This window comes from Pseudomonas sp. LBUM1676 (assembly GCF_059695605.1).
In genome coordinates, this window is the sequence record NZ_CP166777.1 from 3730992 (window position 1) to 3756036 (window position 25045).

The window sequence follows — 25045 nt, forward strand, 5'->3', positions numbered from 1 at the left end:
ACAAGGGCGCAGGCGCCGGTGATCCTGATGGGCTATGTGAAGGCTGCAAGGAAAGCAGTTACGAATGCGCCTAAATGGGTGTCCGGTTTCATTAGACCACTACACAAGAGAGGTAAAGCGCATCGAACAATTCGCTTACGTCCAAGTACGTACCAGTGGCTGGCTCAGCCTCACTGTGTGCTTAGGGTCGATTGCTGCAGTTCACACGACCGGCCGCTTTCGGCCGATTGTGTTGAAAAAGTCGACCCGGCCTGCTTACCCATGCTTCAAGCGGTGAAAGCGTCTTTTTGGCACGCCGACACTTCAAATCTGAGTCCTCAACCTTCTGCACTAAACACAGATTTCAATCACAGACGCGCACTTTTCTGCCGTGGAAACCGAAGCCGACTTTTTCAACGCAATCGGCCAGAAGCAGACGTTCGCCAACTCGTTCTGCGAGCAAAGCTAGCATCAACGCAAACCCCCTCGGCATTGTTAAGGAGTCTTCATACTTCCAAGCGAGTTGTACTTATGCCGAAGTCGCCGATCCGCGAGATGACAAGCGATACCTGATTTACCGACACCTCTGCATAAGTAGTTAGCGGCCGGTCTCCAAATAAGAACCGTTAAACGGTGATAACTGTAATTAGCCAGCTCATCAATCACTCCCTGCCTGATACCGCGTTCAGCCGCTGATTTTCTCCAAGGCCACTAAAATACGCTTAGCTCCATCCGACTCACCGCCTGTCTTCAGTTCGCTAGCCACCTGATGCAGTTGCTGTACTGTCAGGCCAACATTCATGCTGATCTTCAGATGCGACTCTAGCTGCGGCTCTAGCCCTGGCATCGCCGCGAGGGCCCCGACGGTGGCCAGTTCCCGGTCAGCCCATTCAAGGTTGTCGCGGGCAAAGATGTCGCCAAACAGGTGGCCCTTCAAAAACTGATCAATGGCGGGGGCGAATTCAAACAGCGGGCCTGACACCGGCAAGCCCAACAGCCGGGTTTGATTGTCGGTGCCCAGGTCGAGCAAAGCGCGCCCCGAGGGAACAGGGCCTGGATCGCGTCCCGGCGCATCATGAATACCCCGTGCGGCACGTTCTTGCAGGACTTTCATCAGCAGCGACAGGGCATTGAGACTGCGCGGGAACCCAGCATAGGCATAGAGTTGAACCAGGATCTCCTTGCTCTCGCTAATCGTCAGCCCGGCATCGAGACCGTGATTGAGCGCGTCCTGCAAACGGGGCATATCGCCGACGGCCATGCTGGCGCCGATAGGGGCGATGGCCTGTTGCTTGGCGGTTAAAGTCTTCTCTCGCACTGTTTGTATCTCCGGTTTATGGGAGGTATTGGCGCTGGAGATCGGGGCCCAGGCAAAAGTGGCTAGGAGTACGAAGCCCAGCGCCCCCAACCGGACAGGGCAGCGCTTACTTGGCGGGGTACTGTTCATCGCTCACTTTCTCCATCCAATTTACGTTGTTACCGTTTTTCGTGCCGGTGATAGCCATATGCGTCATGGCAGTCGACGGCGCGGCGCCATGCCAGTGCTTAACCCCCGGCGGGCACCAAACCACATCACCCGGAAGTAATTCTTGCACGGGCTTGCCCCATTCCTGAGTACGCCCTACCCCCGCTGTCACCACCAGATATTGTCCAGCAGGGTGCGTGTGCCAGGCCGAACGCGCACCAGGCTCAAAGGTGACGTAGAGCGTTGAGGTGCTGATTTCGGCCGTTGCAGCCGTCAAGGGGTCGACCCTTACGCGGCCAGTGAAATATTCGGCAGGCCCCGTCACCGAGGCCTGCTCTCCCGCACGAGTGATTTGCTGGCTGTTCGGGTTCTGCTCTGCCGCGACAACTGGCGCGAAGTACGTGGCAGAGAGCAGCGCCAGTGCGGCTAGGGGTGAGGTTGAGTGTATGGGCGTCATGGAAAACTCCGGTGTCACGTTTTAGTGGGGGCTGGTGTGCAGCGCTTGAGAAGTGCAGGTCGCGCTGACCATGGCAACCCTAATCAACGGAAAATGTCACACGTACATCGTCGCGACCCAGGGCCTTGGCAAGACCTGCCGGCTTGTCGATGCGGCCGAGACGGGAATAGGAGTAGGACGAAGTAAAGGTTTGATAAAAGACCACCAAGGTGTCGGTGCCGTACAAAAGCAAATCGCCGTTGTGGATGGTTCCGGGCCGGTAGGCTTGGGTGGGGAGTGGATGATCTAAGGTGGCGTACTTTTCGTTGCTGTGCAGCTCGGTCATGTCCAGGCTGAGCGGCAATCGGGCGACAAGCTCCCGAGTGGTCGGGTTATCTTCTAGGGATATGGCGAAGCGCTGTTGGCCGACGGTCATCCACATCGTGGTGTTCTCCATGCCTGTTGACGGGCCTGCGATAGCCGTCGCAGCGGCGAGGGGTAAAGTCGATAGGGCAAATGGCATCAATGCCGCCAACCAGAAGCCCTTCCAGCCTGGGGAGTAATCGGTGCCGAGACTGCGCGTATGCATGGCCTTGCTCCGTCGAATGGATGGTCACCGGGTGTGCGACACCGGCGAACGGGAGGTTAGAAACGTCAACAAGGCGGCCAGCATCAGCAGCGCTGCGCTGGCGATGAAAGTGCTCTGGTAGCCGAGAGTGTCAAACAGTACGCCGCCCACGGTGGAGCCCAATGCGATGGACAACTGCACGGTTGCCACCATCAGTCCACCGCCCGCCTCGGCGTGGTGTGGCAAGGTGTGCGCGATCCAACTCCACCAGCCCACTGGCGCTGCCGTTGCGATAAACCCCCAGAGCCCCAGCAACACCCCCACGGCGATAACCCCAGTGCCAGCAGGAATCAGCGTCAAAGCAATCACGGCCATCAGCAGTGAAATCGTACTCAGGGTGCCGTAGAGGCTGCGTCTCAGCACTGCGCCGATCATCGTCGTGCCAAAAAAGCCAGCCACGCCGAGCGCCAATAGCAGCAAGGAAAGGGTCGGTACGTTGACCAAGGTGACTGTTTCCAGAAACGGGCGCAGGTAAGTGAACAGCGCAAACTGGCCCATAAAAAACAGGCCGCTGGCAGCCATTCCCAGCGCCACCGTACGATTTTTCAGCAGCTTGAAAACATTACCCGCACCCGGCGAGCGCTCCTGCGTTGGCATACTTGGCAGGCTGATCCATTGCCAGACCAGGGCGATCAGCGCCACCGGAACCAGACAGAGAAATGCACCACGCCAACCTACGACCGATCCCAGATAACTGCCCAGCGGCGCCGCCACCACCGTTGCCAGGGCGTTGCCGCCGTTGAAAACCGCCAACGCCCTGGGCACCTGCCTGGCCGGAACCAAGCGCATCGCGGTGGCTGCCGACATCGACCAGAAGCCGCCGATCACCATGCCAATCAGGGCGCGCCCGACCATGTAGGTCAGGTAGTTCGGGGCAAGTGCCACAACGGCGCCCGACACTGCCATCAAACCGGTCAGCACCAACAGCAGGGTCTTTCTGTTGACGCTGCCGGCGATCCAACTGATGGATAGGCTGGCCAACACTGCAAACGCGCCGGAGATGGCCAGCCCCTGGCCTGCCAAGCCCTGGCTCACCTGCAGGTCGTCTGCCAACGGCGTCAGCAGGCTGACGGGCATAAACTCCGATGCGATCAGCGCGAACACGCACAATGTCATCGCATAAACGCCGCCCCAGCTACTGGCACGCGTGCCTGTTTCTCTGACGGAGGTAGCGCCCAATTGGGTGTCAGCGCAAGTGTTGTTCATCGTAGATCGAATAGCCTCTGTGGTAGTTGCCGGTTACTTCAGGTGGTTTTGGAAGAACTGGGTCAGCTTGGCGAAAGGGATCAGGTTCACCCGGTCATACAGATCGACATGGCCGGCGTTAGGCACAATGACCAACTCTTTAGGTTCACCCGCCAGGCGGAACGCCTCTTCGCTGAACTCGCGGGAGTGGGCGTTTTCACCTGCGACAAACAGCATCGGGCGGGGCGAAATACTCTCGATATCTACGAATGGGTAGAAATTCATGAACTTGGTGTTGCTGCTCAGCGTCGGGCGGGTGGTCTGTTGCGGCGAGGAGCTTGTTGGGGTGAATTCGCCACGCGGGGTGCGGTAGAAGTCAAAGAACTCGCGCTGAATGGGGTGGGTATCGGTATTGAGCTCCTGCACAGTGCCGCCGGTGTATTCGATCTTGCCGCCCGTGAACTCCACATAACGCTGCTCGGCCGCCGCTGCGATGACCTGCTTGCGCTGCTCAAGGGTTTGCGAATGCTTGAGACCGTTGCGGTTGGCGGCGCCCATGTCGTACATGCTGACAGTGGCGATGGCTTTCATGCGCGGGTCGATCTTGGCCGCGCTGATCACAAAGCTACCGCTGCCACAGATACCCAGAACACCGATGCGCTGACGGTCGATAAAGGGCCGAGTTCCGAGATAATCCACGGCGGCGCTGAAGTCCTCGGCGTACATGTCCGGCAGCACTGCATTGCGTGGGCTGCCTTCGCTTTCGCCCCAGAACGACAAATCCAGCGCCAGGGTAACGAAACCCTGTTCCGCGAGTTTTTGCGCATACAGGTTGGAGCTTTGCTCCTTTACCGCGCCCATGGGGTGGCCAACGATAATGGCCGGGCTACGGGCAGCGTTGTCCAGACCCTTAGGGATGAACAGATTGCCCACCACATTGAGCTGGTATTGATTTTTGAAGCTGACCTTCTGCGCGGTCACCTTGTCACTTTTGAAGAAATTATCTGCACCGTGGGGCATATCGGCTCCTAACGCGGTGAATGAACTGAACAGAAACCCGAGCATCACGAGAAGTCTTTTCATTGGGGCGTCCTTTTCAGAGGAAAGCTAACGGCGACACAGGCAGTTAGCGCGGGCTCGGCCCTCTTCACGCAAGAGGGGCTGGGATGCCAGCTATTGTTGCTGAGTAATGAGATTTTGATTAGCTAATGAGTGCTTAATGCGGATATAAGCAGACCTAATCAATCGTCCGAGTGGGATCGCTATGGCTAAACAAAACTTCAACGACCTGCTGGCCTTTGTGACCGTGGCGCGCGTGGGCAGCTTTACCCGCGCTGCGGTGCAACTTGGGGTGACCCAATCGGCAGTGAGCCAGGTGGTTTCAGCCCTGGAAGCACGTCTGAAAATTCGCTTGCTTACCCGCACCACGCGAAGCGTTTCTCTGACTACGGCGGGTGAGCGGCTGCTGGATGCGGTGGGCCATCGCTTTGATGAAATCGAAGCCGAAGTGGAGGCCTTGACCGAGTTGCGCGACAAGCCGGCCGGCACGGTGCGGATCACCTGCGGTGACAACATCATCAAGACCACACTGCTACCCAAGCTCACGCCACTGCTGCAGATGTACCCGGATATCAAGCTGGAGTTCGATATCAACTATGGCTTTCGCGATATCGTTGCCGACCGCTTCGATGCCGGCGTGCGCTTCAGCGACACGGTGGCCCAAGACATGATTGCCGTGCCCATCGGCCCGGCTATACGAATGGCGGTCGTGGCAGCGCCAAGCTATTTCGCCCAAAACCCCGCCCCTGAACACCCTCGCGACCTGGCAGCGCATCGCTGCATCGACATACGTTTCCCTACTTATGACGGCATGGACGCCTGGGAATTCGAGCGTCAGGGCAAGAAGCTGAAAGTGCGGGTAGCCGGCCAATTGGTATTCAACTCCACGACCCATATTGCCGATGCAGCGGCCAGCGGGCTGGGCATCGCTTACCTGCCCGAGGACGAGTTTGCCTTACAACTGGCTCAAGGCCGTCTGGTTCGAGTGCTGGAAGACTGGTGTGAGCCTTTTGGCGGATTTCACCTTTACTACCCCAGCCGCCGGCAACCTTCCCAGGCATTTTCGCTGGTCGTTGATGCATTACGGGTGGATCGCTTGCCACCAGATGACAGCCTGACTGGCACGGATGCGTGACCACGACGGTTCGGGCGAGCACCGGAGTAACGCCTAGCGTTTGCAAGGGCACATGCAGATCGCCATTCTTGCCGAACTCGGCCAATGGTTCACCCACTTAAGATGCTGACGGCACGATGATTATCTGAGATATCAGTAAAGCTTTAAGGGCAATGGGCAGGGCTCTGAAGCGCTGGGGTTCGAGCTGAGGTTTTGACGCTGCAATGGAGGCAATGCAATGACGTTTTACAAGGGCAAATGCGCAAAGGGCATGTCCGCTTTTGGCCGGCTGCTTCCCTCCGGGAGGGGCAGCTTTGGGTCGATTTCTGCCCTTCGCGACGGGCAGAAATCGGCCATTAGCAGTCATGGCCGATTTGCGATTGGGTTGGTTCCGCACCTCGCCGTGTCCCAAAGTGGGACCGCTGATGCCTGTTTCTCCGCGTGCCCGTCTAACAGACACCGTATAGACACGAAAACCCGCACCCAACAAAAAAGGCTTACCGCGAAAACGGTAAGCCCTTGATATTCATGGTGCCCGAAGCCGGAATCGAACCGGCACGCCCTTACGAGCGGGGGATTTTAAGTCCCATGCGTCTACCAGTTTCGCCATTCGGGCGGTAGCGCGGTGAAGCGGTCTGAATACTGCAAATAACCAATCAGCAGTTCTGACGCTAATGCAACAGAGGTGGAAATATATACATCCCGCCCCGGTGAAGCAAGTTCGCAAAGGCCCATTTCAAGACTAAATCTTGCTGGACGATGCAAATAAAAAAGCTCCGTAAATCATAGATCTACGGAGCTTGTTTAAAGTGGAGGCCGAGGTCGGAATCGAACCGGCGTAGGTGGATTTGCAATCCACTGCATAACCATTTTGCTACTCGGCCTCAAACATCCGATGTCATGTAGCACAACATCAAATGCGTACAAACTTGGAGCAAGATCTCGATCTAACTCCTTGAAAACATTGAGCTTTTTCAGCGGTCAGTGCTTTCGATGGCGTGAATTATGTACTGATTTCCCGAGGCTGGCAACCCCTTGATTTCAAAAAAATTTCTACCGCGTGGATTGCGGGTTTTCAGGGCGACCGTTCAGGCCTGCGGTGTGGGATCGACAGCACGCGGGCTCACTCACTGGCAGTCTTGAAGCTAGACTTTTGGCAGCCACGTGAAATGACCTGGAGCTGCCTCTTATGCCTGATAAAAACCTCCCCCCTGATGAACACGCCCCACTCCCATTGTCGACCTGGGAAGATCAAGGCGCGCAAGAATCACTCGAAGCGCAGGCCTTCACCACGCCACCGGAGTTGACCCATGCCGAACTGGTGCACTTGCGTGTCCGGGTGATTGCCCTGGAAAATCTGGTCATTGCCTTGCTGACACAAGGTTCGCCTCAGCAACTGGCTATCGCCCGGGAAATGGCGGCCTACATTTCACCCCGCCCCGGCTTCACCCAGCATCCACTGACAGTTCACGCGGCGGCGCAGATGAACGACAGCGTCGATCGTGCCGAGCGATTCCGCAAGCGCTACGCGCCCTGAGCCTGCGCTGTCGGCGACCACGGCAAATTGATGCGCATTCCCGTTACCCACGTAACACGAAGGCCGGAAACAACTCGCGCATGGCCTCCCAACACCAGCAGCACCCACGGCATCAGGCTCCGGGCCGATCAGTGCCCGCGAATGTAGTGCTCCAGTTGCCGGATCAGATCGGCCTGCTCGACGATGGCCTCCTTGACCAGATCCCCGATCGACAACAGCCCGATCAGTTCGCCGCCCTCCACCACCGGAAGGTGGCGCAGGTGGCTGTCGGTCATGACTTCCATGCAACGCTCGATGCTTTGCTGGCTCTGCGCGGTCACCACGGGCGCGCTCATGATGTCGCGCACCGGCGTACCGACCGAGGAGCGCCCCTGCAGCACCACCTTGCGCGCGTAGTCGCGCTCGCTGATCACGCCGACCACCTGCCCTGCTTCGATGACCGGCAGTGCGCCCACATTCTTCTCGGCCATCAACTTCAGCGCTTCAAGCACCATCTGGTCCGGTGCGATGCTATGCACGTGCTGGTTATGCACGACCTTGAGTTTGAGCAGTTGTGCGGCTGTTTTCATCAGTGCCTCCGATTTTGTTGTGCGCTGGCCTTGATTACTCTCAGGCCACTCCGACTTCCACCACACCGCCATTCAAGCGCACCGGCCAGACCCGCAAACGCTGCTGCGGGTACTCCAGGCAACTGCCGTCCTCCAGACGGAAGTGCTGCTTGTAGATCGGCGAGGCCACGACCAGGTCGCCCTTGATGCTGCCGACCAGGCCGCGGCCGATGACATTCGCCCCGGATTGCGGGTCATGGTTGTCGATGGCGTACAGGGTCTTGCCGTGCACGCTTGGCAGGTAGAACAGCGCCACTTGGGCGCCGTCAAGCCAGACGACCACGCCGGAGTTGCAGACCAGATCCTGTTGCTCGCACACCGTTTGCCAGACATCGGTGTTGGCCAGGGACTCGACGCGTTGGGTAGTGGACTGGCTCATCAGACAATCTCCTCGGTGACCGGGATAAGGTTGAGTTCGGCGGCCATGATCGGGCGCCGTTGACCGCGTTCCTGGACAAAGTGGATGTCCGGGTCCGGGCGTTTATCGTTGACGAAGGTGCGAAAGCGCTTGAGTTTTTCCGGGTCCTTGAGGGCATTGGCCCATTCACATTCATAGCGGTTGACCACCAGTTGCATCTGCGACTCGAGTTCGACGCCAAGGCCCAGGCTGTCGTGGATGATCACGTCCTTGAGGTAGTCCAGGCCGCCTTCCAGGCTTTCACGCCAGACCGAGGTGCGCTGCAGTTTGTCGGCGGTGCGGATGTAGAACATCAGGAAGCGGTCGATGTAGCGGATCAGGGTCGCGTCGTCGAGATCGGTGGCGAACAGCTCGGCGTGGCGCGGACGCATGCCGCCGTTACCGGCAATGTAGAGGTTCCAGCCCTTCTCGGTGGCGATCACGCCCACGTCTTTGCTCTGGGCTTCGGCGCATTCGCGGGTGCAGCCGGAGACGGCGAACTTGAGCTTGTGCGGCGAGCGCAGGCCTTTGTAGCGGTCCTCGATGGTCAGGGCCATCTGCACGCTGTCCTGCACGCCATAACGGCACCAGGTGCTGCCGACGCAGGACTTCACCGTCCGGGTCGATTTGCCATAGGCGTGGCCGGTTTCGAAGCCCGCTTCAATCAGCTCGGCCCAGATGTCCGGCAGTTCGTGCAACTGCGCACCGAACAAGTCGATCCGCTGGCCGCCGGTGATTTTGGTGTAGAGGTCGTATTTCTTCGCCACGACGCCGATCGCGATCAGTTTGTCGGCGGTGATTTCGCCACCGGGGATGCGCGGTACCACGGAATAGGTGCCGTTCTTCTGCATGTTGGCCATAAAGGTGTCGTTGGTGTCCTGCAGCGGCACCAGCGAGGCGTCCATGATCGGCTGGTTCCAGCACGAAGCGAGGATCGAACCCACGGCCGGCTTGCACACATCGCAACCGGTGTGGCCACGGCCATGCTTGGCCAGCAGTTCTTCGAACGTGATCACCCCTTCTACCCGCACCAGGGCATAGAGCTCCTGGCGGGTATAGGCGAAGTGTTCGCACAGGCTTTTGTCGACACTGACGCCACGGGCAATCAATTCATGCTCGAACACCTGCTTGAGCAGCCCGGCGCAGCCGCCGCAGCCGGTGCAGGCCTTGGTCTGCGCCTTGAGCAGGCCGAGGTCGGTGCAGCCACCGTCGATGGCCGAGCAAATCGAACCCTTGGTGACGTTATGGCACGAGCACACGGTGGCCGACTCGGGCAACGCGCCCGGGCCCAGGGTCGGCGCGCCTTCGGACGATGGCAGAATCAGGCTGGCGGGTTCGGCCGGCAAGGCAATGGCGTTCTGCATGTATTGCAGCAGGGTGTCGTAATAGCTGTTGTCACCGACCAGCACCGCACCCAGCACGTGCTTGCCCGTGGCATCCACCACCAGGCGCCGGTAGCTGGCGCTGGTTTCGTCGATGAACTGATAGCTGCGCGCGCCCGGGGTGTGGCCGTGGGCATCGCCGATGGAGCCGACATCGACCCCAAGCAATTTGAGCTTGGTCGACATGTCGGCGCCCATGAACGGCTCCGCGACCTGATGGCACAACCGCGCCGCGACGCTGCGCGCCATCTGGTAACCCGGTGCGACCAGGCCGAACAGGCTGCCGTTCCAGGAGGCGCACTCGCCGATGGCGTAGATGTCGGGGTCGATGCTCAGGCACTCATCGTCGATCACCACGCCACCGCGCGGACCGATCTCCAGTGCGCATTGACGGGCCAGCGCATCTTGGGCGCGGATCCCGGCGGAGAACACCACCAGGTCGGTTTCAAGGAATTCGTCGTTGGCAAAGTTCATGCGGTAGCGATAGTCCTGACCCGCACTGATCGATTGGGTGGCGCGAGACAGGTGCACGCCGACGTCCAACCGTTCGATTTGCGACTTGAGCGCCAGGCCACCCATCTCGTCCAGCTGCACCGGCATCAGCCGTGGCGCGAACTCCACCACATGGGCTTCCAGGCCCAGGCTTTTCAGGGCGTTGGCGGCTTCAAGGCCGAGCAGGCCACCACCGACCACCACGCCGCGCCGGGCGTTGGCTGCCGCGGCACGGATCGCGTCGAGGTCTTCAAGGGTGCGATAGACCAGGCGCGAGTCGCCCTCGGCGCCTTCGATCGGCGGCACGAAGGGATAGGACCCGGTCGCCAGCACCAGCTTGTCGTAGGCCACGCAACCCTGCGCTGTAATCACCTGGCGCCGGGCGCGGTCGATTTCCAGCACCGCCACCCCCAGATGCAACGTGACGCCCGGGGTCTGGTACAGCGACGCATCCGACAGCGCCAGCGATTCGGCATCACGGCCGGTGAAATACTCGGAAAGATGCACGCGGTCGTAGGCGCGCACCGGCTCCTCGCTGAAGACGTGCAGCTGATAGTGATCGAGGGCACCGCGCTCGATCAGCTGTTCGACACAATGATGTCCGACCATGCCATTGCCGATCACGATCAGCGTTTGCAGCTTGTTCAACGCGGCAACATTGGAATTCATAAGTAGCACCCGGCTAAGCCCATCACGGTTCAAAAAGCAAAAAAAAACGCCTGAAACCTTGCGGTTCCAGGCGTCTTTGCCTGTTCTTTTGCGGTGTTGAATCCAGACGTCTATGCCTGATCCACCGATGTTGCCCACCCATCGATCGTCGTTGACCGAGGGGGCTGCCCACTCGACTGTGTTCGCGGGGGGCCTGTCCAATGTTTATGCAGCGTTTGTGCCAGATATGTCAGACACCGCTTCGAGCCCGCGTATCAGGCGCTTGGCGCTGAAATGGCACAGGGATCAACTTCCAGGGTTTTGCCTTCGCATAGTGCAGCGGGATGCAGCGGGGCTTTATAAAAGTGCACGCAGGCGCACCGGAGCGTTCAACGGGGCGGATTGAGCAAGGCTTCGCGCAACAGCCTGGCCGCCGGCGAGTCCGGCACGCCTTTGCGCGACACCAGCTCATAGGGTTCGCTGCGCGAGGTGATGGGCAACGGCAGCGTAGTGGTGAAACCGTAGCCGGTGCAGAATTTCGCTACGTCAGTCGACACCAGCGCGACCAGGGTCGGGTTTTCCTGGAGCAGCGACAGGGTAGCGAACGCCGAGGTCGTCTCCAGCAGGTGCACCGGAAAGCGCAGGTCGGCTTCGTGGAATTCCCGTTCCAGCAGCAGACGCATGGGCATGTTGGCGCGATAGACCACCCATCGGTAATCCACCAGGTCCTTGAGGGTCAAACGCCGGGCATAGGCGAACGGATGCTGGGTGCTGGCGATTACCGCCAGGGTCTCCTCGACGAAGGTCGAGCTCTCATACAGATAGGGCGTGGTGCTGACGGTCGTGCGGCAGATCGCCAGGTCCAGGCGCCCTGCATCCAGCTGGCTGAGCAGCGCGGCGCTGGTGTCTTCGACGATCTCGATGGACAACTTGGGGTGGTCGGCAATCACCCGGCTGATCGCGGTGGTCAGCAGCGGTACCGCGCCCATGATGGTGCCGACCGACACCCGCCCGCCCTCGCCGCTCATGATGCCGATGATCTCTTCGCGCAGGTGCGCGAGGTCGGTCTGGATCAAGCGTGCGTAACGGATCACCGAGCGCCCGGCATCGTTTGGCTCCAACCCGCGGTTAGTGCGGGTGAACAGCGAGGTACCGAACGTGGTTTCGATTTCCTGCAGGGCCTTGCTGGCACCGGGCTGGGTCAGCGCGACCTGCTTGGCCGCGCCCAGCAAGGAGCCGTGCTCATCCAGGGCTATCAACAAACGCAGCTGCTTGATGTGCAGCCGGGACATGATCGAGTTCAGTGAGGGCGTCATCAGGGTTAACTAAAAGTTATAGAGGTATCGAAAGTTGTCAGTATCGGGGCTCGCCGCGACGGCCCTATAGTCCACTCCACAACCAGGCAATGCAATGGGTTTGACCAGAGCGCGAGAGCCCTCCTGCCACCCGACCGATTGCGACAACAACAATCCTGTATAACTTGTGGTGAATCATGTCCCTCATCAATTACGTCACCAAGATCCAGTTCGGCTACGACAGCCTGCAGCAACTGGCCGCGGAAGCCGAGCGCGCCGGCATCACCCGGCCGCTGATTGTCACTGACATCGGCGTGCGCCGCGCCGGCATCGTCGATAAGGTCATCGCCGCCCTCGGTGGCAGCCTGATCCCCTCGATTTTCGATGCCACCCCGCCCAACCCGAACGAACAGGTCGTGCGCCAAGCCGTGGCGCAATACCACCTCGGCGAGTGCGACGGCATCATCGCCGTCGGCGGCGGTTCTTCCATCGACCTGGCCAAGGGCGTCGCCGTCTGCGCCACCCACGATGGCCCGCTGCACAGCTTCGCGGTGATCGAAGGCGGTCTGGATCGCATCACCTCGGCCACTGCGCCGCTGATCGCGATTCCGACCACTGCCGGCACCGGCAGCGAAGTCGGGCGCGGCGCCATCCTGATCCTCGACGATGGTCGAAAAGTGGGCGTAATCTCACCTCATGTCGTGCCTCGCGTGGCCATCTGCGATCCCGAACTGACCCTCGGCCTGCCGCCCATGCTCACCGCGGCCACCGGCATGGACGCGATCGCGCATTGCATCGAAACCTTCATGGCGCCGGCCTTCAACCCCGCGGCGGATGGCATCGCCCTCGATGGCCTGTGGCGCGCCTGGGAACACATCGAACGCGCCACCGCCGAACCGGGTGACCGCGAAGCGCGGATGAACATGATGAGTGCCTCGATGCAGGGCGCTCTCGCGTTCCAGAAGGGCCTGGGCTGCGTGCACAGCCTGTCCCACGCCTTGGGCGGGATCAATCCGAAGCTGCACCACGGCACCTTGAACGCGATCTTTCTGCCCGCGGTGGTGGACTTCAACACCAACGCGCCCACGGTTCGCGACGAACGCAAGCTCGAACGCCTGCGCCACGCCATGGGCCTTGAGGCCGGCGCGAACATAGGCACAGCCATCGAAGACATGACCCGCCGCCTGGGCCTGCCGACCCGCCTGAGCGAGATCGGTGTCGACGAGAGCCTGTTTGCCGGGATCGTCGAAGGCGCGCTGCACGATCACAGCCACAAGACCAACCCCCGCGAAGCATCGTCCGCGGACTACCTGTCGATGCTCCAGCAGTCGCTGTAACCAGCCGCTATCCCACAACAATAAAACAGGAGGCAGCCGCCTCGTCGAACCTGGTTCGACGCCCGCGCAACCATCATGAACCCCACTGTCCTTATCGAACGGCAAGACACCATTGCCATCGTCACCCTCAGCCACCCGGGAAAAATGAACGCCCTGACCCTGTCCATGTGGCAGGACCTGGGTGACGTCATGACCGAGCTGTCCGCTGACGCCACCGTACACTGCGTGGTGTTGCGCGGCGCCGGTGAACATGCCTTTGCCGCCGGCGCCGATGTCGGCGAGTTCCCGACCGTCCGCGCCAACCAGGCTCAGGCCCGGGTCTATGCCGAAGTCACCTCGGCGGCAATGCGCGCAGTGGCCGACTGTCCGCACCCGGTCATCGCCATGATCCACGGCGTGTGCGTCGGCGGCGGCCTGGAAATCGCCGCCCTGTGCGACCTGCGCATCTGCGGCACTACCAGCCGCTTCGGTGCGCCGGTCGGCAAGCTGGGCCTGGTCATGTCCTATGACGAAATGGCTGGCCTGGTGGCGCTGGCCGGTCGCTCGACCACCCTCGAAATCCTGCTGGAGGGTCGCATTCTCGATGCCAACGAGGCCTATGTGAAAAACCTCGTGACCCGCGTGGTGCCCGATGCCGAGGTCGAAGCCGAAACCCTCGCCAGCGCCAGGCGCATCAGCAACGGTGCGCCCCTCGTCGCCCGCTGGCATCGCCAGGCCGCGCGTCAGCTGGAAGCCGGCGTTGCACCCACAGTCGAGCAGATTGACGCGAGTTACAGCTGCTACGACACCGAAGATTTTCAGATCGGCCTGAACGCTTTCATCGCGAAAGCCAAACCACAGTTCAAGGGGAAATGACATGGGACCGCTGACAGGCATGCGCGTTGTAGAACTGGCTCACATCATGTCCGGCCCTGTGTGCGGCATGATGCTGGCCGACATGGGCGCCGACGTGGTGAAGGTCGAGAAAGTCCCGGACGGTGATGATTCGCGCCGTTTCTCGCCGATCATGGCCAGCGGCGAATCGGCCTCGTTCATGGTGGTCAACCGCAACAAGCGCGGGATCGGCCTGAACCTGAAAACCGACGGCGGCCGTGACGTGTTGCGCCGCCTGTTGCTGGATGCCGATGTGGTCACGGAAAACTACCGGGCCGGCACCATGGAGAAATTCGGCCTGGGCTATGAGGCACTGAAAGTCATCAACCCCGGGCTGATCTACTGCGCGATTTCCGGCTACGGGCGCAGCGGGCCGTTCGGCGAGAAAGGCGGCTTCGACCTGATCGCCCAGGGCATGAGCGGCATGATGAGCATGACCGGTGAAGCCGGGCGCGAGCCGGTCAAGGCCGGTTCGCCGGTGGCCGACATCAACTCCGGCATCCTCGCCGCCCTCGGCATCTGCGCCGCCTATGCCGCTAAACAAAAAACCGGCCTCGGGCAGATGGTCGACACCTCGCTGTTCGAAGCCGGCCTGCAACAGATGTATTGGCCGGCAGCTGCCTATTTTGCCGACGGCACCATCCTGCCGAAGATGGGCTCGGCCAACTCCACCAGCGCGCCGTACCAGGTGTTCCGTACCGCCGACGGCTGGATCAACATCGGCGCCGCCAACCAGGCCAACTACGAACGCCTGGTCGAGGCCCTGGCCGTGCCGCAGCTCAAGGCCGATCCGCGCTTCGCCAGCAACGCGTTGCGCATGGAGCACCGCCTGGCGCTGGTGGAAATCCTCAACGAAGTGCTGGTCGCGCGCACCACCGATGAATGGATGGTGTTGTTCGACAGCCTCGGCCTGCCTGCCGGGCCGGTACTGGACATCGCCGCAGCGCTGGCCCATCCGCAAACCAAGGCGCGCGGCATGGTCGTCGAGACCGAACATCCGACCGAAGGCCGGGTACGCGGCATGGGCCTGCCGATTCACTTCTCCGACATGGACAACGCCGCACCACCGACCAGCCGCCATGCTCCGCTGCTCGGCGAACACACGCGGGAAGTGCTGAAGGAAAGTGGCTATGCGGAAAACGAAATCGACGAGCTGATCCGAACCCAGGCAGTGGTGGCGCTGGCGTCCTGAACCGCCGACGACACCTGAACCCGATCCAGATCCAGATCCCGATCCCGATCCCGACCCCCTGTAGGAGCGAGCTTGCTCGCGAAGGACCTTAGGGCGCCGCGTTTACTCAGGAAGCCCGCGTCATCGTTAACGCCCCTTCGCGAGCAAGCTCGCTCCTACAGGGAGCAGGGAGCAGGGAGCAGCGTTCGATCAGTTGATCCGCAGTTTTTTTAGAACAACAACAATAACAAGGTGAACATCATGAGCCGTATCTTGACCGAGGCCGTCAGCCGCCGATCTTTTCTAATGTCTGCCGGCATCACCGTGGGCGGTGCATTCGCCGCCAACCTGCTGCCCTCCAGCGTCTTCGCCGCGACCAAACCGATCGTGCTGCGCTACACCAGCAGCCTGCCCGACACCCATCCGCTGAACATCCAGATGAAGGCCGCATCGCTCGCGATCAAGGCCGAGACCAACGGCGCGGTGGACCTGCAGGTCTATGCCAACGGCGCCATGGGTGGCGACACCGACATGTTGTCCCAGGTACGCGCCGGGGCGGTCGATTTCATTCCATTGCCTGGCGCCATTCTTTCCACCCTGGTACCGGCCATGTCCATTGAAAGCATGCCGTTTGCGTTCAAGGACTACGACAGCGTCTGGGCCGCGCTGGACGGCAAGCTGGGCGAGTACGTGCGCGCCAAGACCACCAAGGTCGGTCTGATCCCGATGGAAAAAGTCTGGAACAACGGCTTTCGCCAGATCACCAGCTCGACGCGGCCGATTTTCACTCCGCAGGACCTGGCCGGCTTCAAACTGCGGGTGCTGGTCAGCCCGCTGTGGACCTCCATGTTCAGCGCCCTGGGCGCCTCCCCGACCGGCATCAGCATCAACGAAACCTACTCGGCGTTGCAGACCAAAGTGGTCGACGGCCAGGAAAACCCGCTGGTGGTGGTGGAATCCGCGCGCTTCTATGAAGTGCAGAAATACTGCTCGATGACCGACCACATCTGGGGCGGATTCTGGATCGTCGCCTCAGGCAAGACCTTTCCCAAACTGCCCGCCGATGTGCAGGAGATCGTCTCGCGCCAGATCAACGCTGCGGCGCTGGTCCAGCGCCAGCAGGTGATCGATCTGAACGCCAGCCTGGAACCGTCCCTGACCGCCCACGGCATCACCTTCAACAAGGTCGACCGTGCATTGTTCAGGGCCGATCTGCAAGCGAAAGGCTTCTACACCCAATGGAAAGACAAGTACGGCGACGAAGCCTGGAGCTTGCTCGAGCAGTACGCGGGTCAACTGTCCTAAGCCGGAGACAAGGTCATGAAAAACGAACTGCCAATGACGGATGTTTCTCCCGCTGAAGGACTCAGCCCGCGCGCCGCCACCTTTCGTCTCGGTCGCGCGCTCGACACCGGCCTGCGCTGGCTGACCGAAGGCGGCGCGGCATTGCTGGTGGTGGTCGAGGTCGTGTTGCTGTTCTGCAACGTGTTCTCGCGCTACGTGCTCAATCAGCCGATCGTCTGGGGCGACGAGCTGGCCTCGCTGCTGTTCCTGTGGCTGGCGATGCTCGGCTCGGTGGTGGCGATGCGTCGTGGCGAGCACATGCGCCTGACCTCGTTCATTGCACGACTTTCCGTGGAAAAACGCGCCTTCGTCGACACCCTGGGCGCAGTGATTGTCATCACCTTCATCGGGTTGCTGTTCACCCCGGCGTGGGAGTACGTCAGCGACGAATGGATCATCACCACCGCCGCCCTGGAAATCCCCAACGCCTTTCGCGTATCGGCCATTGCGGTCGGCCTGAGCCTGATGCTGATGACCTGTGTCGCCCGCCTGCTGACCAGTGCCCGGCTGATCGACTTCTCGGTGTCGGTGGCGATGCTCGCCTCCCTGGCCGCGTTGCTCTGGGTGGCGGAAGGCCCCCTGCTGCTGATGGGTAACTGGAACCTGATCGTGTTCTTCATGATCGGCGTGATGGCCATGATCATCATCGGCGTGCCGATCATGGTCGCGTTCGGCCTGGCCACCGTGGCGTACCTGTCGACCATGACCGGCACGCCGCTGAGCCTGGTGGTCGGCCGCATGGACGAAGGCATGGCCAGCCTGATCCTGCTGGCGATCCCGCTGTTTGTGTTTTTGGGCGCATTGATCGAAGCCATGGGCATGGCCCGGGCGATGATCAGTTTCCTCTGTTCGTTGATCGGCCATGTGCGTGGCGGCCTGTCTTACGTGCTGATCGGTGCCATTTACCTGATCTCCGGTATTTCCGGTTCGAAGGCTGCCGATATGGCCGCCATCGCCCCGGCGCTGTTTCCGGAAATGAAGAAACGCGGTGAAGATGAAAATGAACTGGTGGCGATGCTCAATGCGTCCGGGGCGATGTCGGAAACCATTCCACCCAGCCTGGTGCTGATCACCATCGGCTCGGTGACCGGGGTGTCGATCTCGGCCCTGTTCACCGGCGGCTTCATGCCGGCAGTGGTGGGCGCGATTGCCATGGCCGCGGTGATCTGGTGGAAGAACCGCAAAGGCGAGGCGTCCACCGGCAAACGCGCTTCGGGCAAGGAAATTGTACGCACGCTGCTGGTCGCCGTGCCTGCTCTGGCGTTGCCCTTCGTGATCCGCACTGCCGTGGTCGAAGGCGTCGCCACCGCCACCGAAGTCGCGGCCATTGGCGTCGCCTACACCTTTATCGTCGGCCTGTTGTGCTACCGCTGCTTCGACTGGCGCCGTCTGTATCCGATCCTGGTCAGCACCGCGTCGCTGTCCGGCGCGATCCTGATCATCATCGGCAGTGCGACCGCCATGGCCTGGGCGCTGACCCAGTCGGGGTTCTCCCATCAGCTGGCGCAAGTGATGTCGACGGTACCGGGGGGCGCGCTGGGCTTCCTGATCATCTCCGCCGTGGCCTTCATCCTGCTGGGCAGTTTTCTGGAAGGCATCCCGGCCATCGTGCTGTTCGGGCCGCTGCTGTTTCCGATTGCCAAGGCCATGGGCATCCACGATGTGCATTACGCGATGGTCGCGATCTTCGCCATGGGCCTGGGTCTGTTCGCCCCGCCCTTCGGTGTCGGTTTCTATGCCGCCTGCGCCATCGCCAAGGTCGACCCCAGCGGTGCCATGCGCCGGGTCTGGCCGTACCTCGGCGCGCTGGTGGTTGCCCTCGGGGTACTGATCGCCGTGCCATGGATTTCCATCGGTTTCCTGCCCACCCGGTAACGATCCTTTGACCTTCCCGCCGACGGTCGCAGCCCGACTGTCGGCACACTCAAACACGAGGTTGCTTATGAATTTCTCCACGCTGGACGCAGGCGCCACCACCGAACGCCAACTGCTCGTCGACCCGCCACGCACCATTTCGTTTCTGGGTGAGGACTTGCGCATCTACGCCACCCCGCGCCTGGTGGACGACATCGAACAGACCTGCCTGGACTACCTGCTCGCCTTCCTCGACGAGGGTGAGAACACAGTGGGTTGCGCAGTCGATATTCGCCACGTCGGCGCCACCTTGCTCGGCATGTCGGTCAACATCGTCGCCACGGTCACTCGGGTCGAAGGCCGCAACGTCACCTTCAACGTCGAGGTGCGCGATGACGTCGAGCTGGTGGCGACGGCGGCGCATACCCGGGTGGTGGTGAACGTCGCCAAGCTGCGCAGCCGTGTCCAGGCCAAGGCCGAGGCGGCAGCCGCCGGAGAAGTCGAAGACGGCGTGCTCAGCCCTTCCCAATTCGCCGCGTCGCGCTGAGCAAGGGGCGAGGTCATGATCACGCTGCATGAACGCAACGGCCTGCCGAACCTTGCGCCCGAGAATGCGCTACCGATTGTCGATGCCCATCATCACCTGTGGGACCTTGGCAACGGTCGTTATCCCTGGCTGCAGGACGAGTATCACGAGGACTTTTTCCTCGGTGACTATCACAGCCTGTGCCGCGATTTCCTGCCGGAACACTTCCTGGCCCTGACCCAACGGCAACGCCTGGTGGGCACGGTGCACGTCGAGGCCGAGCGCGCGCGCGATGAGCAGGTCGACGAGACCCGCTGGCTGGAACAGATGAACGCACGTTATGGCTTGCCCAATGCGATCGTCGCCCACGCCTGGTTCGACCGCGAAGACAGCGCCGAGATTCTCGCCGCCCAGGCCGCCCGCCCGCTGGTGCGGGGCATTCGTTCGAAACCGGTCACCTCGGCCTCGCCCGATGTCTCGGTGGCCGGAGCCAAAGGCACCATGCAGGACCCCAAGTGGCTGGAAGGATTTTCGCGGCTGGCTGAACACGGTCTGTCGTGGGACCTGCGCGTACCGCCATGGCACCTGGTCGAAGCGGCCGAAGTGGCGGCGATGTTTCCGCGGATCCAGATTGCCCTGAATCACACCGGTTTCGCCTGGGATCGTAGCGCACCTGGCATGGAGCGCTGGCGCAAGGGCCTGGAAGCGCTGGCCCTGCAGCCCAACGTGCAGATCAAGCTCTCGGAATTCGGCTTGAAAGACTCGCCCTGGAACTACGACGACAACCGGGTGGTGGTACTGACGGCGCTGGAGATCTTCGGTCCCGAGCGCTGCATGTTCGCCAGCAACTTTCCGGTCGCCGGGTTGCGCGCCTCCTACGACACGATTGCCGATGGCATGGCCGCGATGCTCGCACCCATGGGTCGGGACGTGCAGGAAGCCGTGTTCGCCGGCAACGCACGACGTTTTTATCGTCTGGAGACGCCGCATGGATAATTCATCGGGCATCGACTGGCGCGCGGGTTTTCTCGTCAGTGGCGACGACGCGGACTTGCCCATCGTCGACGCACACCAACACTATTTCGACATTGAAACCCATTACTACCCGTGGTTGAACGACCGTCCGTTGCGACCGTTTCGTTATGGCGATTACTCGTCGATCTGCCGCAATTTCCTGCCCGAGGATTATCGGCGGCTGACGGGCAACCATCGCATCGTGCAAACGGTGGTCATCGAAGGTGAATGGGACCCGGCGACGCCCGCCGACGAGGTGAGTTTCATCGAGTCGCTGGCGCACCGCGAACCCACCCTGGCCGCCATGGTCGGCCAGGCCTGGCTCGATCGTGCTGACGCCCCGCAGCTCTTGCGTCAGTACGGCGCTCACCCGCTGGTGCGCGGCGTGCGGCACAAGCCCACGGTGACCAGCCTCCAGGCATGGCGTGAGGATTTCGCGGCACCTGGCTCCATGCGTGATCCCCGCTGGCGCGACGGGTATGCCCGACTGGCGAAAAACGGCCTGCACTTCGAATTGCAGGCGCCCTGGTGGCACCTGCCGGAAGCGGCCGAGCTGGCGAGGGATTTTCCCGACGTGACCATCGTGGTCAATCACACGGCGCTGCCGGCGGATCGCTCGGAGCAAGGCCTGGCCGGCTGGCGTGACAACCTCGCGCTGCTGGCACGGGAGCCGAACGTCGCGCTGAAGATTTCCGGCATCTGCATCCCGGGCCAGGCCTGGCCTGTCGAATCGAACCGCGGGGTGGTGAACGATGCGATTTCGATTTTCGAGGTCAGTCGCTGCGCCTTTGCCAGCAATTATCCGGTCGATGGCGTGGTCAACAGCCTCAGCGAAGTGTTCGATGGCTTCAAGACCATCGTGCGCAACCGTCCCCTCGCCGACCGGCTTGCCCTGTTTCATGACAACGCCCGCCGCATCTACCGGCTCACTTGATCCCTGATTGAACAGCCCTTGAGGAGTTCCCATGTTTGAAGTTACAGGCCACAACTACATCGCCGGCACTCGTTCGGCACAAGGCTCCAACACCTTGCACAGCAACGACGCCAGCAGCGGTGAAGCGCTGCCCTATCGTTTCCACCAGGCGACGGCGGATGAAGTGAATGCGGCCGCTGAAGCGGCGGCTACTGCGTTCCCGATCTTTCGCAACCTCTCGGCTGCCCGCCGCGCCGGGTTCCTCGACGCCATCGCCGCTGAGCTCGATGAGTTGGACGATTCGTTCATTGCCCTGGTGTGCCGGGAAACCGCCCTGCCCGCCGGCCGCATTCAGGGTGAGCGGGCCCGCACCAGCGGCCAGATGCGCCTGTTCGCGACGATGCTGCGCCGCGGCGACTTCCATGGCGCACGCATCGACCGTGCATTGCCGGACCGCCAACCCTTGCCCCGACCCGACCTGCGCCAGTACCGCACCGGGCTCGGACCGGTCGCCGTGTTCGGCGCCAGCAACTTCCCGCTGGCCTTCTCCACCGCCGGTGGCGACACCGCCTCGGCCTTGGCCGCCGGTTGTCCGGTGGTGTTCAAGGCCCACAGCGGCCACATGGCCACCGCCGACTACGTCGCCGATGCGATCACGCGCGCGGCGCGCAAAACCGGGATGCCCGAGGGCGTGTTCAACCTGCTCTACGGCAGCGTCGGTGAAGCCCTGGTCAAGCACCCGTCGATCCAGGCAGTGGGCTTCACCGGCTCCTTGCGCGGCGGGCGAGCCTTGTGTGACATGGCAGCGGCCCGTCCCCAGCCGATCCCGGTGTTCGCCGAGATGAGCAGCATCAATCCGGTGTTGCTGATGCCCGAAGCGCTGAAGGCCCGGGGTGAAAAGATCGCCACCGACCTGACCGCTTCCGTGGTGTTGGGCGCGGGCCAGTTCTGTACCAACCCCGGTCTGGTGCTGGGTATCCGTTCGCCGGAGTTCTCGGCTTTCCTTGAACGGTTTACCGGGCTGATGGCAGAGCAACCTGCGCAAACGATGCTCAACGCCGGCGCGTTGAAAAGCTACTGCCACGGCCTGGACAACCTGCGCGCCCACCCCGGCATGACCCACCTGGCCGGCGCCGTGCAACAGGGCAATCAGGCGCGCCCGCAATTGTTCAAGGCCGACGTCGACCTGCTGATCAAGGGTGAGGAGTTGCTGCAGGAAGAAGTCTTCGGTCCGACCACGATCGTCGTCGAAGTCGCTGATCACGCCGAGTTGCTCCAGGCACTGCAGGGTTTGCGGGGTCAGTTGACCGCCACCCTGATTGTCGAGGACTCAGAACTGGACACCGTGGGTGAAGTGCTGGCCTTGCTGGAACAGAAAGTCGGACGCGTGCTGTTCAACGGCTACCCCACCGGGGTCGAAGTCTGCGATGCCATGGTCCACGGCGGGCCGTACCCGGCCACTTCGGATGCGCGCGGCACCTCGGTCGGGACGCTGGCGATCGATCGTTTCCTGCGTCCGGTGTGCTACCAGAATTGCCCCGACAGCTTGTTGCCGGACGCCCTGAAGAACAGCAACCCGCTGGGCATTACACGATTGATCGACGGGGTCGGCAGCCGCGATTCGCTGTAAGCCACCCGGGCTCGGTTCCAACTAACGCCCACCCATGACCACAACGACCCGCGCCTGTTGAAAAACAGGCGCCGGGCACACTCGCATCCAAAACCGCTGCACCCCCACAACAACAAAAACAGAGGAAGCCCCATGCACGTTCAACTTCAGACCAGACACTGCCTTTGCAAACTGCTATTGGCCATGAGCGCCGCCGTGATGATCACCACTGCGGCCACTCAATCGGCCGTTGCCGAAACCCAGCCCACGGCGACGACAACACCGATGCAATGTGCAACCGAAGCGACACCGCGCTACACCAAGACCCCCACCGGTTACCTCATGGTCCTGCGCATGGGTGATAACGCCTTCAAGGAACTGACCAAGCTGACCATTGCCGAAAAAATCCCGAGTGCCTCCATCAGCGGCATCGGCTTTGGCAACGTCAAGTTCGGGTTCTGGAACAAGGACAAAAAGGACTTCGACGCCAGGACGCTGAACAGCGTCGAGATGGCCAGCATCACCGGCTCCGTGGCGTGGAAGAACGAGCAGCCTTCGATCCATATGCACGGCGTCGCCGGTGATGCGACCTTCCAGGCCTATGGCGGCCACATCCTCGACTTCGAAGTGACTACCGGCTCGATGGAAATCACCCTGATCGTCCATCCGCGGCGCCTGGAACGCGGGATCGACCCGTGCATCGGCGCCAATGTGCTGGGTATCTGACTCGCGGAGTTTCAGGCTCCCCCGGATATCGCGGGAGCCACTGCGCAGCCTGACCGATAGCATCGCGGACACGTCCGCTCCCAACCTCAAACTACAAAAAAAAGGGGCGATTCACATGAGCAGCAAGAAAATGGCGGTCACTGTTGCGCTGGGTGCCCTGGCACTCGGCAACCAGGCACAGGCGGACTTCCTGAGTGACAGCAAAGCCACCCTGGGGATGCGCAATTTCTACTTCAACAATGACAACCGCGACGGCACCGCCGCGCCTTCAAAAACCGAAGAGTGGGCCCAGGGTTTCATGCTGGACTACAAGTCGGGTTATACCGATGGCACGATCGGCGTTGGCGTCGACGCACTGGGGTTGATGGGCATTACGCTGGACAGCGGCATGGGGCGCCACGTCGGCAGCTCGATGATTCCTTCCGACAGTGACAGCAGCGCGGTCGACCAGTGGAGCCGGCTGGGGCTGACCGGCAAGGTCAAGCTCTCGAAAAGCGAACTGCGCCTGGGCACGCTGATACCGAAGTTGCCGATCCTCGTCTCCAACGACGGCCGCCTGCTGCCCCAGACCTTTGAAGGGGGCCAGGTCACCTCGAACGAGTTCCAGGACCTGACCCTCATCGGCGGCCGGATCGAGCAGGCCACGGGCCGGGGTTCAAGCGACCGGACCGGGTTGGCCGCCACGGGCGGCACCCGTGAAAGCAACGCATTCGATTTTGCCGGGGGCGACTGGAAAGTCACCCGGGACCTGACCGCCCAGTATTACTACGCCAACCTCGACAACTACTACACCCAGCAGTTTTTCGGCCTGATCCATACCCTGGCGATCGCAGAAGGCCAATCCCTGAAAACCGACCTGCGCTATTTCAAGACCGATTCGTCCGGCGCCAACAGCTCAGGAACTTCAGGTTACCGAATCAGTGGCTACACCGACGGCAATGACGGCGAGATCGACAACCGCACCTGGAGTGCCGCGCTGGTGTACACCCTGGGTGGCCATGGCCTCACGGCGGGCTACCAAAGCGTTTCCAGTGGCAGCAACTTCACTCAGCTCAGCCAGGGCAACCTGCCGGACAAGGGTGCGGGCGGTGCCAGTCTCTACCTGTACACCGATCGCCTGATCCAGACCTTCACCCGCGCGGGTGAGCGCACAGCTTTCGGCCAGTACGCCTACGACTTTGCCGCCCTCGGCGTGCCGGGCCTCAAGGCTTCGGTCATTTACCTCAGCGGCGACCATATCAAGACTGCCTCGGGTGACGACCAGAAGGAATGGGAGCGGGATATCAGCCTGGACTACGTGATCCAGTCCGGCGCGCTCAAGGGCACCGGCTTCGGCTGGCGTAACGGCGAGACAAACAGCGAAGCGTCCCGGGACCAAGACCAGAACCGGTTGTTTGTCAGCTACAGCGTGCCGTTGCTCTGACCACGTGGGCGCACGATCACCTGTGGGAGC

The 25045-nt window shown here is 61.5% G+C and carries 22 protein-coding genes and 2 tRNA genes; 13 read left to right on the top strand and 11 right to left on the bottom strand.

The genetic code is table 11. The features are described from left to right. Positions 1-664: 664 nt before the first annotated feature. The 5 genes from ACA041_RS17265 to ACA041_RS17285 form a co-directional block, all read right to left on the bottom strand. Positions 665-1426: a carboxymuconolactone decarboxylase family protein gene (locus ACA041_RS17265; protein ID WP_497434432.1), complete on the bottom strand. Its 762-nt coding sequence runs from the start codon at positions 1424-1426 to the stop codon at positions 665-667. Then, positions 1404-1901, bottom strand: a complete 498-nt coding sequence (locus ACA041_RS17270; protein WP_497434438.1) for a (R)-mandelonitrile lyase — start codon at positions 1899-1901, stop codon at positions 1404-1406. Before ACA041_RS17270 ends, ACA041_RS17265 begins: the two co-directional genes overlap by 23 nt. A 79-nt stretch (positions 1902-1980) precedes the next feature. Continuing rightward, complete coding sequence (locus tag ACA041_RS17275) at positions 1981-2469, bottom strand: cyclophilin-like fold protein (protein ID WP_497434442.1); 489 nt, start codon at positions 2467-2469, stop codon at positions 1981-1983. Between the two features lie 24 nt (positions 2470-2493). Further along, positions 2494-3624, bottom strand: coding sequence for an MFS transporter (locus ACA041_RS17280; RefSeq protein ID WP_497442099.1), 1131 nt, complete (start codon positions 3622-3624; stop codon positions 2494-2496). A 123-nt stretch (positions 3625-3747) separates the two neighbouring features. Then, the gene (locus ACA041_RS17285) at positions 3748-4776 is read right to left on the bottom strand and encodes an alpha/beta hydrolase (RefSeq protein ID WP_497434446.1); all 1029 of its coding nucleotides are present in this window, start codon (positions 4774-4776) and stop codon (positions 3748-3750) included. Positions 4777-4957: 181 nt separating this feature from the next. Here ACA041_RS17285 and ACA041_RS17290 point away from each other — a divergent pair, with 181 nt between their 5' ends. After that, positions 4958-5887, top strand: a complete 930-nt coding sequence (locus ACA041_RS17290; protein WP_497434449.1) for a LysR family transcriptional regulator — start codon at positions 4958-4960, stop codon at positions 5885-5887. A gap of 508 nt (positions 5888-6395) precedes the next feature. Here the strand turns inward: ACA041_RS17290 and ACA041_RS17295 are convergent. Together ACA041_RS17295 and ACA041_RS17300 are read right to left on the bottom strand one after the other, a co-directional pair. After that, positions 6396-6482 (bottom strand) — tRNA-Leu (locus ACA041_RS17295). Positions 6483-6676: 194 nt separating this feature from the next. Next, positions 6677-6750, bottom strand: a tRNA-Cys gene (locus tag ACA041_RS17300). A gap of 305 nt (positions 6751-7055) precedes the next feature. On the opposite strand from ACA041_RS17300, the gene ACA041_RS17305 reads away from it, so the two are divergent. Continuing rightward, positions 7056-7403: a hypothetical protein gene (locus ACA041_RS17305; protein ID WP_497434451.1), complete on the top strand. Its 348-nt coding sequence runs from the start codon at positions 7056-7058 to the stop codon at positions 7401-7403. A 128-nt stretch (positions 7404-7531) separates the two neighbouring features. Here ACA041_RS17305 and ACA041_RS17310 read toward each other — a convergent pair whose 3' ends face one another. The 4 genes from ACA041_RS17310 to ACA041_RS17325 all read right to left on the bottom strand — a co-directional run bounded on the left by ACA041_RS17310 (position 7532) and on the right by ACA041_RS17325 (position 12246). Beyond that, positions 7532-7972, bottom strand: coding sequence for a CBS domain-containing protein (locus tag ACA041_RS17310; protein ID WP_497434455.1), 441 nt, complete (start codon positions 7970-7972; stop codon positions 7532-7534). Between the two features lie 40 nt (positions 7973-8012). Then, complete coding sequence (nirD, locus tag ACA041_RS17315; protein ID WP_497434459.1) at positions 8013-8390, bottom strand: nitrite reductase small subunit NirD; 378 nt, start codon at positions 8388-8390, stop codon at positions 8013-8015. Continuing rightward, positions 8390-10951, bottom strand: coding sequence for a nitrite reductase large subunit NirB (gene nirB, locus ACA041_RS17320; protein WP_497434464.1), 2562 nt, complete (start codon positions 10949-10951; stop codon positions 8390-8392). The genes nirD and nirB overlap by 1 nt, the downstream gene beginning before the upstream one ends. A gap of 368 nt (positions 10952-11319) precedes the next feature. Beyond that, positions 11320-12246, bottom strand: coding sequence for a LysR family transcriptional regulator (locus tag ACA041_RS17325; RefSeq protein ID WP_497434468.1), 927 nt, complete (start codon positions 12244-12246; stop codon positions 11320-11322). 176 nt (positions 12247-12422) lie between these two features. Between ACA041_RS17325 and gbd the strand changes: the two genes are divergently transcribed. The 11 genes from gbd (at position 12423) to ACA041_RS17380 (ending at position 25015) form a co-directional block, all read left to right on the top strand. Then, a complete protein-coding gene (gene gbd / locus ACA041_RS17330) occupies positions 12423-13562 on the top strand; it encodes a 4-hydroxybutyrate dehydrogenase (protein ID WP_497434473.1) in 1140 nt (379 codons plus the stop codon). A 75-nt stretch (positions 13563-13637) separates the two neighbouring features. Beyond that, positions 13638-14417, top strand: coding sequence for an enoyl-CoA hydratase-related protein (locus ACA041_RS17335; protein WP_497434478.1), 780 nt, complete (start codon positions 13638-13640; stop codon positions 14415-14417). Between the two features lies 1 nt (position 14418). Beyond that, positions 14419-15627: a CaiB/BaiF CoA transferase family protein gene (locus tag ACA041_RS17340; RefSeq protein WP_497434483.1), complete on the top strand. Its 1209-nt coding sequence runs from the start codon at positions 14419-14421 to the stop codon at positions 15625-15627. A gap of 240 nt (positions 15628-15867) precedes the next feature. After that, the gene (locus tag ACA041_RS17345; RefSeq protein ID WP_497434489.1) at positions 15868-16911 is read left to right on the top strand and encodes a TRAP transporter substrate-binding protein; all 1044 of its coding nucleotides are present in this window, start codon (positions 15868-15870) and stop codon (positions 16909-16911) included. A gap of 15 nt (positions 16912-16926) precedes the next feature. Continuing rightward, complete coding sequence (locus ACA041_RS17350; protein WP_497434493.1) at positions 16927-18825, top strand: TRAP transporter large permease; 1899 nt, start codon at positions 16927-16929, stop codon at positions 18823-18825. 67 nt (positions 18826-18892) lie between these two features. After that, positions 18893-19351, top strand: coding sequence for a thioesterase family protein (locus tag ACA041_RS17355; protein WP_497434497.1), 459 nt, complete (start codon positions 18893-18895; stop codon positions 19349-19351). 15 nt (positions 19352-19366) lie between these two features. Further along, positions 19367-20326 (top strand): amidohydrolase family protein, encoded by a 960-nt coding sequence (locus ACA041_RS17360; protein ID WP_497434501.1) that lies wholly within the window; start codon positions 19367-19369, stop codon positions 20324-20326. After that, on the top strand, positions 20319-21278 hold the full coding sequence (locus ACA041_RS17365) for an amidohydrolase family protein (protein ID WP_497434504.1): 960 nt from the start codon (positions 20319-20321) through the stop codon (positions 21276-21278). Before ACA041_RS17360 ends, ACA041_RS17365 begins: the two co-directional genes overlap by 8 nt. 31 nt (positions 21279-21309) lie before the next feature. Further along, positions 21310-22887: an aldehyde dehydrogenase (NADP(+)) gene (locus tag ACA041_RS17370; RefSeq protein WP_497434506.1), complete on the top strand. Its 1578-nt coding sequence runs from the start codon at positions 21310-21312 to the stop codon at positions 22885-22887. 132 nt (positions 22888-23019) lie between these two features. Beyond that, on the top strand, positions 23020-23592 hold the full coding sequence (locus tag ACA041_RS17375; protein WP_497434509.1) for a PPC domain-containing DNA-binding protein: 573 nt from the start codon (positions 23020-23022) through the stop codon (positions 23590-23592). Positions 23593-23707: 115 nt separating this feature from the next. Further along, positions 23708-25015: an OprD family porin gene (locus ACA041_RS17380; RefSeq protein ID WP_497434511.1), complete on the top strand. Its 1308-nt coding sequence runs from the start codon at positions 23708-23710 to the stop codon at positions 25013-25015. The last annotated feature ends 30 nt before the right edge of the window (positions 25016-25045 follow it).